This window comes from Haloimpatiens myeolchijeotgali (assembly GCF_042688525.2).
Taxonomy (GTDB): Bacteria; Bacillota; Clostridia; order Clostridiales; family Clostridiaceae; genus Haloimpatiens.
The window spans coordinates 1,989,783-2,001,836 of record NZ_JBHWAB010000001.1 but is presented as its reverse complement, the minus strand read 5'-3'; the positions used below and the strand labels follow the sequence as shown (position 1 = coordinate 2,001,836).

Sequence of the window (12,054 nt, the reverse complement as noted above, 5' to 3'; positions counted from 1 at the left end):
TTTTACATAAGGAAGTGAAATAAATGAATGAAACTGTAAATATTTTAGTAGTTGACGATGAAAAAAGAATATTAGAAGTAGTTGAAGCTTATTTAAAAAAAGAAAACTTTAAAGTATACACAGCTATTGATGGTGAAAAAGCACTTAAGATATTTAAAGAAGAAAATGTTCACCTTATTGTATTAGATTTAATGATACCAAAAATTTCTGGTGAAGAAGTATGTAGAAGAATACGAACAGTATCTGATATCCCAATTATTATGCTTACTGCTAAAACTGAAGAAAATGACAAAATTGAAGGATTAACAATAGGTGCAGATGATTATCTTACAAAGCCTTTTAGTGTGCGAGAACTTGTAGTAAGAGTAAGAGCTCTTCTTAGAAGATCCTATAGAAACTGTAATCCTCTAGCAGATTATCTTGTATTTAATGAAAGCGATTTAGAAATAGACGTAAAACGTATGAAAGTTAAGAAAAAAGCTGTAGAAATAGAAATTACTCCATATGAGTTTAAAGTGTTATTGGCATTACTTACAAGTCCTGGTCAAGTATTTACAAGAAAACAGTTAGTAGAAAAAGCTTTTGGAATAGAATATGAAGGATTTGATAGAACTATTGATAGCTATATTAAAAATCTAAGACATAAAATTGAAGATAATCCTAAAAGCCCACAATACATAAGTACAGTATATGGTATAGGTTATAAATTTGTAGATCAAAAGATTTAAGTATTTTCCTTGGATAATATAACAAAAGTATATATTAGATAAAAAACAGGGGTGGATATATAATGAAAATGACACTTACTAAAAAACTATCTTTAGGATTTTTATTTGCTATAATGGGCTCTTTAATTATTACTAGTATAATTTCAAATTCAATGATTTCAAAGAAATTTAATCAATATCTAATGAATGAACATGAAACAAAAATGAATGAAATGATTAGGTTCATTGAAGATTCTTATAACAAAAATATTGGTTTTTCAAGTGAAAGTCAAGAATCTATTTCCAGAAATGCCTCAATGAATGAGTTATATGTTGAAATAAGAGATATTAATGATAATAAAATATTTTCTTCTGGAACATCTTACCTCCAACATAGTAATATGATGAATTCCATGATGGGTAGAGGGCGTAACATGATGGGAAAGCAATCAAATATTACTCCAGGAAAATATAAAGAGGAAAACCATAATCTAATTAAAGATAGTAAAAAAATTGGTACTATTATTATAGGTTATTATGGTACTTCCTATTTTTCTTCTAATTCATTATCTTTTATAAATACTTTAAATCATTCCTTTTTCATATCCTTTTTTATAACATTATTATTAGGATTATTAATAAGTTTCTTTTTATCAAAACAGATCGCTTCTCCACTTATTAAAATAACTAAAACTGCAGTAAATATGAGAATGGGAAATTTACAAGTACGTTCTAATGTAAAATCAAGTACTAAAGAAATTCAAGAATTAGCTGACTCTATAAACTATCTTGCAAAAACATTAAATCAACAAGAAAAATTAAGGAAAAGACTTACCTCTGATATGGCTCATGAAATTAGGACTCCACTTACTACCTTAAAAACTCATGTTGAAGCCCTAATTGATGGTATATGGGAACCTACTGAAGAAAGACTTAAAATGCTTTATGAAGAATTAACTAGACTCTCAAAATTAGTAGATAATCTTAGAGATCTTTCAAAACTTGAACACGTAGGTGTAATTTTGAATAAAAGTAAAATCAATTTATCTGATGAACTTATAAAGCTTGTAGATACCTTCAGTCCTATGTATATTAAACGAAACTTTTCTATTATAACTGAAGTCACTGAAAATGTAATTGTATTAATGGATAAAGATATGTTAAAGCAAATCATATATAATCTTCTTTCAAATTCTTATAAATATTTAAATGATGGTGGTAAAGTCATAGTAAGTTTATATAAAAGTATAGAATATATTGTAATAGACATAAAAGATACTGGAACAGGAATTTCTGAAAAAGACCTACCAAATATTTTTGAAAGATTTTACAGAAGTGATATATCTAGAAATAAACATACTGGTGGTTCTGGTCTTGGTCTTACAATCACCAAAAGTTTAGTAGAAGCTCACGGTGGAAAGATTGAAGTAAAAAGTAAATTTGGAGAAGGTACTACCTTTTCAATAAAATTTCCTAAAAAAATATGTATAAATTAGAAAGAACAGAGCTTAAAAAACTTTGTTCTTTCTAATTTATTTATTTCATTATTTTACAAATATCATTTGTAAATTCTACAGGATCAACTATAGTTAATCCTTCTACAAGTAATGCCTGATTATATAATAAATTTGTATATAACTTAAGTTTATCTTTGTCATTTTCATAAGCTTCTTTCAACGCCTTGAAAACATCATGATTTGTATTTATTTCTAAAACTTTATCTGCTTTTATATTTTGATTGTTAGGCATAGATTTTAAAATCTTCTCCATTTCAATTGTAAGTTCACCATCATTTGATAAACATACAGGATGATTTTTTAATCTTTTTGACATTCTAACATCCTTAACTTTATCTGATAATATATTTTTCATTTCTTCAAATAGTTCTTTATTCTCTTTATTATCAGAACTAGATTCCTTATCATTTTCCTCTGAATCTATACCTAAATCACCACTTGATACAGATTTAAATTCTTTTTCCTTATATTTCATCATCATTTTTATAGCAAACTCATCTACATCTTCTGTAAAGTATAGTATTTCATATCCTTTGTCTAATACAATTTCTGTTTGTGGTAATTTCTCAATTCTTTCAATTGATTCTCCTGCAGCATAATAGATATATTTCTGTTCTTCTGGCATTCTTGAAACATATTCATCTAAAGTAACCATTTTTTTCTCTTTTGAAGAATAGAACATTAATAAATCTTGTAGAAAATCTTTATTACTTCCAAAATCACTGTAAAGACCATACTTCAATTGTCTTCCAAAAGACTTGTAGAATTCTTCATATTTATCTCTTTCATTTTTTAATATATTTTGTAATTCATTTTTTATTTTATTTTTTATGTTCTTAGCAATAAGTTTTAATTGTCTATCATGCTGTAATATTTCTCTAGATATATTAAGAGACAAATCTTCTGAATCTACTACCCCTTTAACAAATCCAAAATAATCAGGTAATAAATCTGAGCACTTATTCATGATCATAACGCCATTTGAATATAGTTCTAATCCTTTTTCATATTCCTTTGTGTAATAATCATATGGAATTTTTTCTGGAATATACAAAATTGCCTTATAACTAATCATACCATCAGCACTAATGTGAATGTGTTTTATTGGTTTATCAAAGCCATAGTGTTTTTCTGTATAGAAGTTATCATAATCTTCATCTTTAAGTTCACTTTTATTCTTTCTCCATATAGGAACCATACTATTTACAGTTTCTTCTTCTTTATATTCTTCGTATTCTTTTTCACTACCTTCTTTAAGTTTGCTTTTAGTTACATTCATTTTTATTGGATATCTAATAAAATCAGAATATTTTTTAATTATAGACTGTAATTTGTGTTCATCTAAATACTGATCATAATCTTCATCTTCTGTGTTAGATTTTATTTTAAGTATAATTTCTGTACCAACAGAATCTTTTTCACATGGTTCAATAGTGTATCCATCTACACCTTTAGATTCCCACTTGTAAGCCTCATCACTACCTAAAGCTTTACTTATAACAGTAACAACATCTGCTACCAAGAATGCAGAATAAAAACCTACACCAAACTGGCCAATTATATCATGTCCTTCTTTTACTTCATTTTCTTTTTTGAATTCTAAAGACCCACTTTTTGCTATAACTCCAAGATTATCATCAAGTTCTTCTTTTGTCATTCCAATACCTGTATCGGAAATTTTTAATGTTCTATTTTCTTTATCAAAAACTACCCTAACATAGTAATCTTCTTTTCGAGAGCTTAATGAATCATCTGTTAATGCTTTATAATAAATTTTATCAATTGCATCACTTGCATTAGAGATAAGCTCTCTTAAGAAAATTTCCCTATGAGTATAAATTGAGTTAATCATAAGATCCAACAATCTTTTAGACTCTGCCTTAAACTGTTTTGTTTCCAATTGAATCTCCCCTTTCAAAATAAAAATCATATATTTTATTAATCTAATTATACATTTATATTAATTGTTAGCACCTTTTCCTGTTGAGTGCTAATAACTTTTATATACCACATTTTAGATTATATGTCAATAAATTTGGGGAGAATTCATAAAAATTTATTCTTATTTATTTTTATTACCCTTAATATTTTCAATCATTTTTTGAGGATTAACTATTTTTCCTAAATCATATTTCTTACCATCATGCTGAATTTTTATTGTATCTCCAGTTTTCAATGCTTCATTCCAAAATGTATCAGGTGTAACATCTGGATTAACTTGACAAGCAAGAACATATAACCCTGCTATATATGGAATTGACCAGCTCCATCCACCCTCTCTATAAAATACGTAATCATCATTTCCTGTTGGACTAGCTGTTGTTCTTGAATCCATAGGAATTAAAAGCATTTTGTTCATTATTTCAGCTATTGATTCATTTGTCTTATCAATATTTTTATTTTTGATTTTATAAAATTCTTCTGCCCACCACATTCCTGGTTCATAAGAATTGATATTATCTGAGTTTTTTAAAGGATTTTTACCTAGCCCTTGAAAAAAGTATCCATAGATTTCAGACAAAGATGATGATACTACAAATATTCCTTGTTTTTTAGCTCTCTCCACAGCTTCAGTAACCTCTTTATATCCTTTTTGGTCTTTATTCCATCCTACTGAAATTGATATAACTCTTATTTTTTTATCTTTTGGAAGGTTCTTATTGACTTCTAAAACTCTATCAATAGATTTTGCAAGCCATGTAAAATCCCATTTAAATTCTCCATCTTTAAAATCCCCATGTTGTTCTGCAATATAATATAAATCTGCCTCTGGGGCTACTCCTACAGTATCTCCTACAGCTATGGATGCAACTGCTGGACCATGCATTTGTGCATCTACAGATTGTTTTGGCCAATGAATTTCCTCATACATTTTTAAATTATGTTTATATTCTTTGTGATCTACAAGTAATGGCTGATCTATAATAGCTATACCTATTCCCTTTCCTGTTATACCTTTTTTATGAAGCTGTCTTATACATAAACCTGGATTTTTACCAACTTCCATTATTTTATTTGGATTAAAATCCTTTGGAAGTTTATCTGGCCATTTTGTAACACTATCAAAATCAGCATACATTAAGTCTTTTTCTCTTCCCTGAAGATTTAAATCTGATAAATCATATCCTCTTAAATCCATCTGCCACATCTTATTTGAATTTGGATTATACTTAGGTAAAACATCTAATTTGCCCCTATGAAAATTTGCAGGTTTAGGATGTCTAGTAATTTGTAAATTTTGTTTAGTCTCAGAATTCTTAACATTTTTTTGTTCACTCTCTGATTTTAATGCAGCTGCAGTATTTATTGATTTAGTCTTTATACTATTTACATTTGTGCTGCACCCAGTCATCACTAAAGCCATAGTCACTAAAATACTTAATGTTGATTTTTTCATTTTTTTCACTCCTTGTATAATAAAATTTTTATTTAAATAGTCATTTTGACTTCAATAATTTAAATTTTATTTATCATTTAATTAATATTACATTTGTAATCTTTAGTTGTAAAAAAATTGGTTTGTATAAAACCAAGAATAAACTAAATTTTATTCAACTTTTTTTAAAACATAATATTTAGGCTCCATATATCTAAATACATAATCTCCACTCTTCCATTGAAAAAACATATACTTCTTTCCATTAATTTTCTTTATAATATATTCACTAACTGTATAATCTTCATGATGAATAATAATACCTTTTGTCCATGTACACCATGTATATTCCGTTTTTCCTTCATCATAAAAATTCATTTCTTTAAGGTATAATTCTTCTAAATGTTGTTTTTCATTTGGATTAAAATCCGATATTTTATTTACAAAATCCACACTTACCCATTTTCCAACAATCTCAGAATCGTTTACATAAGGGTACTCTATTTTGTCTACTACTCTTAACTCACCGTTTATACCTATTACTTGTTTAAAAGGTGCTTGTAAATTATCTGAATTAAATTGAACTGCTTTAGCATCAGTAAGAATACCCATACTAAATAATAGCAACACCAAAAAAGATACTAATGAAAATTTAAAGGATCTTTTTTTAAATGCTTTAATTATAATAATCCTTTTTTTTGCTTGTGACTTACTTTTTATAATACCTGCTGTACATATATTTTTAGGAGATGTATGAAAATTCTTTAATAAATCTATAATTGTATATCCATATTCCTTTATCTCATCTGTTTTTAAAAAATAGAGCACATCATTATCACAACATAATTCACAGTCCTGCCTCATTTTATAAAAGGCATACCATAATAATGGATTAAACCAATGTAAAATACATATGCTTATAGTTAAACAATTTATAAAAATATCTTTTCTTTTAAAATGGATTAGTTCATGAAGAAGAACATAACGAACTCGTGTTATATTTGTTTTTAGATGTAAATCAAATGGAATTACTATTTTAGGTTTAAATATCCCTATAAGCATAGGACTTTTAATTTTTTCTGATTCTATTAAAGAAATATTCCTTTTTATATTTAATTCTTTTTTGCAATTTATAAAGATATTTATAATTTTATCGTTATCAATTGAATTCTTTCTACTTATCTTCATATAAAACCTTATATTAGAAACTAATATATAAATAGTTAATATTACAACTACACTTATCCAAATTAAAAATACTGCTTCTTTTTGTAAAAAATTTTTTAAGTATTCCTTACAACAATAAAGATAGTATATACCTTTTGAATTTTTTTTCACATAAGGTTCTATGATATTATTATAATTATTTTGTAAATTACAACTCTCAAGATTTTCATTATAATTCATACCATAGGCATTAAAATTTTTATTATAAACATTACTTCTATTTAATATGTTCATATTTAAATCTCTTAAGTAAAACTCATTATTTAACTTAATCAAATTAGGCTTTTCACTTTTCATAGGAATAAAATTTAATATGCTAAACGATGATTTTGGAAATATTGGAATTACTAATCTTAAGACAAGTATAAACCACACCATATATTGAAATCTTACCCCTAATTTATTTTTTACAATTAATCTTTGTATAAAAATTAAAAGAGCTAAAATACTTCCTATTATTGTACTATAAACAACCAATTTAAATAGAGCATATATAATTATAGTTAAGGAAATCATAGAACCTACTTCCTTTCATCAAGTATATTTTTAAGTTCCTCAATTTCCTCTTTTGTTAATTCATTATCTTCAATAAAATTTACAAGCATAGCTTTTAATGTACCATTATATACTTTCTTTAGAAACGATTTTGTCTCTGCTTTTTTGCACTTTTTTTCATCTACTAAAGGGTAATAACTATATTCTCTTCCCTCAATATTAAAACCTAATACTTTTTTCTTTACCAATCTACTTATTAATGTTTTTATTGTTTTAGGTTTCCAACTTGTATTATTCTCCATATTATGTATTATCTCATTTGCAGTTATAGGATTATTTCTCCATATAATCTTCATTACTTCCCATTCAGATTCAGATATCTTCGACGTTTCTTTCATTAAAATCATCCCTTCATAGATTACAATTGTAATTCTAATTTAATTTTACCATATATTTTTCATACAATCAACATATTTGTAAATAAATTCAATATATTTTATAAAATTTGGGGACGGTTCATTTTCTACTCTAAATAAAAGATTAAAATAATGAACCGTCCCCTTTATTTTTTACACTGCCTTATCACCAACAAACTGGCTATTATATAATTCTGCATAAAAACCATTTTGATTAAGAAGTTCTTGATGGTTTCCTTTTTCAATAATGCTGCCGTTATTCATAACCAATATCATATCTGCATCTTTTATAGTTGAAAGTCTATGAGCTATTACAAAACTTGTTCTACCTTTCATAAGTTCTTCCATAGCTCTTTGAATATAAACCTCAGTTCTTGTATCAACACTACTTGTTGCTTCATCAAGTATCAAAATAGAAGGATTCGCTAAAATTGCACGTGCAATTGTAAGCAGTTGCTTTTGCCCTTGTGATATATTGTTTGCTTCTTCATTTAGTATAGTATCATAACCACATGGTAATGTTCTAATAAAGTGGTCTGCATGAGCTGCTTTTGCTGCTCTAAAGATTTGTTCATCAGAAGCGCCTTCTCGTCCATATGCAATATTATCTTTAATTGTACCTTTAAATAACCAAGTATCTTGAAGCACCATTCCAAACATACTTCTTAAATTACCTCTTTTAAAATCTCTAATATCTATTCCATCAATAGTGATTTTACCATCATTTATTTCATAAAAACGCATTAATAAATTAACAAGAGTAGTTTTACCTGCTCCTGTAGGACCTACAATTGCAATGGTTTGACCTTGTTTAACGTCTATATTCATATTTTCAATAAGTGTAACATCCTCTTTATAACCAAATTTAACATTTTCAAATTTAATTTCACCTTTAGGAGAATCAATCTCAGCATTATTATCCCTATCAGAAATTTCTTCTAGTTCATCTAATATTTCAAATACACGCTCTGCTGATGCAATAGTTGATTGAATAATATTAGCTATATTAGCAGTTTGAACTATAGGTTGACTAAAACGTCTGGAATACTGAATAAATGCTTGAATATCCCCTATTTCAATAGCTTTCTTTGTTACCAATAAGCCACCAACTACACTTACAAAAACATAACCAATATTATTTATAAAGTTCATAAGCGGCATTATTACACCTGATATAAATTGAGCCTTCCAACCTGATTCATATAACTTATCATTAATTTCATCAAACTTTTCAATTGATTTTTCTTCATATCCAAATGCTTTAACAATTTTATGACCTGTATACATCTCTTCAACGTGACCATTTAATTCACCAAGAGATTTTTGTTGCTCTTTAAAATATTTTTGAGATTTTGTTGCTACTACTTTAGTTACAATAACAGCTAGTGGTATAGTAATCAAAGTAATTAATGTCATTATTGGACTTATGGTTAACATCATAATAATTACCCCTAAAATGGTAACAACAGAAGTAATTAATTGAGTAATACTTTGTTGAAGTGTGTTACTTACATTATCAACATCATTTGTTACACGACTTAATATATCTCCATGTGCATGAGAATCGTAGTATTTAAGAGGTAGTTTACCTAATTTATTACTAATATCATTACGCATTTCAAATACTGTCTCTTGTGCTACACTTGCCATTATATACTGCATAATATAACTAAATAATGCGCTTAATAAATATAATCCTGCCAATATACCTAGTATATATAGGATATACTCATAATCTATACCTACATTCATGCCTTTCATTTTCATTATAAAGCCTTCAAATAATTTTGTAGTAGCTTTACCCATAATTTTAGGGCTCACAATACTAAAAATTGTACTTAATATAGCGAAAAAAACTACAACTATAAGTTTTATTCTTCTTGGCTTTAAATAACCAAGAAGTCTTTTAAATGTTCCTTTAAAATCCTTAGCTTTCTCCACTGGCATGGCCATAGCATGCCCTCTTCCAGGACCTCTCTTCATGCCGCCAGAAGATTTCTTTATATTATCTCTTTTTTTGCTCATGCTATTTCCTCCTCTGAAAGCTGTGATGCTACAATTTGACGATATACTTCACAAGAATTTAATAACTCCTTATGTGTTCCCATACCAGCAACACTACCATTATCAAGTACAATAATTCTATCTGAATTCATTACAGTAGTTACACGCTGAGCAACTATTATAAGAGTATCATTTGTAGTGTCTTTTTTAAGAGCTTGACGAAGTTTTGCATCTGTCTTAAAATCTAGCGCAGAAAAACTATCATCAAAAATATAAATTTCAGGTTTTCTTACCAAAGCTCTAGCAATTGAAAGACGTTGTTTTTGACCTCCTGATATATTGGTACCACCTTGAGAAATTTGTGAATTAAATCCTTCTTTCATATTACTTATAAATTCAATAGCTTGAGCAGTTTCAGCAGCATGAATAACTTCCTCTTCACTTGCATTTTCGCTGCCAAATTTAATATTATCAGAAACAGTTCCACTAAATAAAACTGCTTTCTGTGGTACAAATCCTATTTTAGATCTAAGCTTTGATTGAGTCATTTCCCTAATATCTATTCCATCCACTAGTATGCTTCCACTATCAATATCATAAAAACGAGGAATCAGATTTACAAGCGTTGATTTTCCTGAACCCGTACCACCTATAATAGCTGTAACTTCTCCAGGTTTAGCACTAAATGAAATATCCTTTATTGCTGATTCTTCAGCTCCCGCATAACTAAAAGTAACATTTTTAAATTCCAAATAACCTCTTTTAATATTATCATCACTAGCCTTAGTTGGATCATTAATTTCTGGTTCTATATCAAGTACTTCATTAATTCTAACTGCTGAAACGGATGCACGTGGAATCAATATAAACATCATAGTAAGCATAACTAATGAGAACATGATTTGCATAGCATATTGTATAAATGCCATCAAGTCACCAACCTGCATTGCTCCTGAATCAATACGACCTGCACCAAACCATATTATTGCAATAGTTGTAAAGTTAAATATTAACATCATAAGAGGCATTAATATTGCCATTAATTTATTAACTTTGATTGCTGTACTTGTTAAATCATGATTTGCATTATAAAATCTAGTTTTTTCGTGTATAACTCTATTAAATGCACGTATAACCCTAATTCCCGTTAATCTTTCTCTTAAAACCAAGTTTAATTTATCAAGTTTTACTTGCATTGATTTAAATAAAGGAATACTTTTACTAGCTACAATAGAAATAATTATTGCTAGTATGAAAACAACAAAAACAATAACTAGAGAAAGTTTCACATCTTTATAAAGTGCCATAATAATACCACCAATAGCCATCATTGGTGCTCTAACAAACATACGAAGAATGCTAATTAAAACAGTCTGCACTTGTGTTATATCATTAGTTGTTCTAGTTATTAAAGAAGCTGTTCCTTTATCATCAAATTCATGTAATGAAAAGCCTTCAACTTTTGTAAAAACTTTATTACGCAGCAATTTTCCAAATCCTGTACCAGTCTTTGCCGATAAATAACTTGCATAAATAGAACTTGCTGTTCCTAAAGCAGCTACTAAAAGCATCAATCCACCTATTTTTAATATATATGAAGTATCTCCCTTTACTATCCCGATATCAACAATATCTGACATCAATGTAGGAAGATACAATTCAGTAAGTGATTGAATAAATACTAATACCATTACAGCTATAACTGATACTCTAAATGGTTTTAAATTTTTAAATAATTTAATCATATCTTAATCCTCTCCAGTCATCGAAAACTGATTTTAATTAATCCAGTTTACTAAATATAGATTTCATTTGTTCAAAATTCTTATTAAGTATTTTTATATCTTCATCGCTTAAAACTTCAATTTGCTCTAGCATATGTTTCTTAATTTTTTCTCTATATACTGAAAGAAATTCTTTACCTTTATCAGTAATAAATAAATTTATTATTCTTCTATCTTCTTCATCTGTTTTTCTTTCAAGTAATCCTTCTTTAATTAACTTATTAGAAGTTGTAGTCAAATTAGGTTTTGAAATCATTAATTTTTTACAATAATATTTCATCGGTTTTCCATTTTCCTTTTTAATTGTAAATAGAAGCTCCATTTGTTGTCTTGGCATTTCAAATCTGTGAAAATCCTTAAACAACTTTTTATTGAGCATAGGCATTAAATTAAAAATATACTCCAATACTTTCTCTCTATCCATAATTAACCTCCACATATTATTATATATTATAATTATTATATAATATAATTATTTAACGCTATAATAGTTATGTTGCATAACTATTATAGCGTTAAACTATTTGA

At 27.4% G+C, this 12,054-nt stretch carries 9 protein-coding genes; 2 read left to right on the top strand and 7 right to left on the bottom strand.

The features are described 5' to 3' along the window. Positions 1–23: 23 nt before the first annotated feature. Together ACFIJ5_RS08920 and ACFIJ5_RS08915 are read left to right on the top strand one after the other, a co-directional pair. Positions 24–728, top strand: a complete 705-nt coding sequence (locus ACFIJ5_RS08920) for a response regulator transcription factor (protein WP_379806180.1) — start codon at positions 24–26, stop codon at positions 726–728. A 62-nt stretch (positions 729–790) separates the two neighbouring features. Further along, entirely contained in the window at positions 791–2,203 is a 1,413-nt protein-coding gene (locus ACFIJ5_RS08915; RefSeq protein WP_379806178.1) for a HAMP domain-containing sensor histidine kinase, read from the top strand. Between the two features lie 40 nt (positions 2,204–2,243). Here ACFIJ5_RS08915 and htpG read toward each other — a convergent pair whose 3' ends face one another. The 7 genes from htpG to ACFIJ5_RS08880 all read right to left on the bottom strand — a co-directional run bounded on the left by htpG (position 2,244) and on the right by ACFIJ5_RS08880 (position 11,950). Further along, on the bottom strand, positions 2,244–4,124 hold the full coding sequence (gene htpG / locus ACFIJ5_RS08910; RefSeq protein ID WP_379806176.1) for a molecular chaperone HtpG: 1,881 nt from the start codon (positions 4,122–4,124) through the stop codon (positions 2,244–2,246). Between the two features lie 162 nt (positions 4,125–4,286). Beyond that, positions 4,287–5,621, bottom strand: coding sequence for a S8 family serine peptidase (locus tag ACFIJ5_RS08905; RefSeq protein WP_379806174.1), 1,335 nt, complete (start codon positions 5,619–5,621; stop codon positions 4,287–4,289). Positions 5,622–5,771: 150 nt separating this feature from the next. Next, positions 5,772–7,343, bottom strand: a complete 1,572-nt coding sequence (locus ACFIJ5_RS08900; protein WP_379806172.1) for a M56 family metallopeptidase — start codon at positions 7,341–7,343, stop codon at positions 5,772–5,774. A gap of 5 nt (positions 7,344–7,348) precedes the next feature. Continuing rightward, a complete protein-coding gene (locus tag ACFIJ5_RS08895; RefSeq protein ID WP_379806170.1) occupies positions 7,349–7,729 on the bottom strand; it encodes a BlaI/MecI/CopY family transcriptional regulator in 381 nt (126 codons plus the stop codon). A 162-nt stretch (positions 7,730–7,891) separates the two neighbouring features. Then, complete coding sequence (locus ACFIJ5_RS08890; RefSeq protein ID WP_379806168.1) at positions 7,892–9,763, bottom strand: ABC transporter ATP-binding protein; 1,872 nt, start codon at positions 9,761–9,763, stop codon at positions 7,892–7,894. Then, the gene (locus tag ACFIJ5_RS08885; RefSeq protein WP_379806166.1) at positions 9,760–11,487 is read right to left on the bottom strand and encodes an ABC transporter ATP-binding protein; all 1,728 of its coding nucleotides are present in this window, start codon (positions 11,485–11,487) and stop codon (positions 9,760–9,762) included. Before ACFIJ5_RS08885 ends, ACFIJ5_RS08890 begins: the two co-directional genes overlap by 4 nt. 37 nt (positions 11,488–11,524) lie before the next feature. Continuing rightward, the gene (locus ACFIJ5_RS08880; protein WP_379806164.1) at positions 11,525–11,950 is read right to left on the bottom strand and encodes a MarR family winged helix-turn-helix transcriptional regulator; all 426 of its coding nucleotides are present in this window, start codon (positions 11,948–11,950) and stop codon (positions 11,525–11,527) included. Between the last annotated feature and the right edge of the window lie 104 nt (positions 11,951–12,054).

Excerpts from the sequence above, each read along its gene's own strand:
- ACFIJ5_RS08890 (WP_379806168.1), bottom strand. The coding sequence starts at position 9,763 with ATGAGCAAAAAAAGAGATAATATAAAGAAATCTTCTGGCGGCATGAAG.
- ACFIJ5_RS08915 (WP_379806178.1), top strand. The coding sequence starts at position 791 with ATGAAAATGACACTTACTAAAAAACTATCTTTAGGATTTTTATTTGCT.
- ACFIJ5_RS08880 (WP_379806164.1), bottom strand. The coding sequence starts at position 11,950 with ATGGATAGAGAGAAAGTATTGGAGTATATTTTTAATTTAATGCCTATG.
- ACFIJ5_RS08905 (WP_379806174.1), bottom strand. The coding sequence starts at position 5,621 with ATGAAAAAATCAACATTAAGTATTTTAGTGACTATGGCTTTAGTGATG.
- ACFIJ5_RS08885 (WP_379806166.1), bottom strand. The coding sequence starts at position 11,487 with ATGATTAAATTATTTAAAAATTTAAAACCATTTAGAGTATCAGTTATA.
- ACFIJ5_RS08900 (WP_379806172.1), bottom strand. The coding sequence starts at position 7,343 with ATGATTTCCTTAACTATAATTATATATGCTCTATTTAAATTGGTTGTT.
- ACFIJ5_RS08920 (WP_379806180.1), top strand. The coding sequence starts at position 24 with ATGAATGAAACTGTAAATATTTTAGTAGTTGACGATGAAAAAAGAATA.
- ACFIJ5_RS08895 (WP_379806170.1), bottom strand. The coding sequence starts at position 7,729 with ATGATTTTAATGAAAGAAACGTCGAAGATATCTGAATCTGAATGGGAA.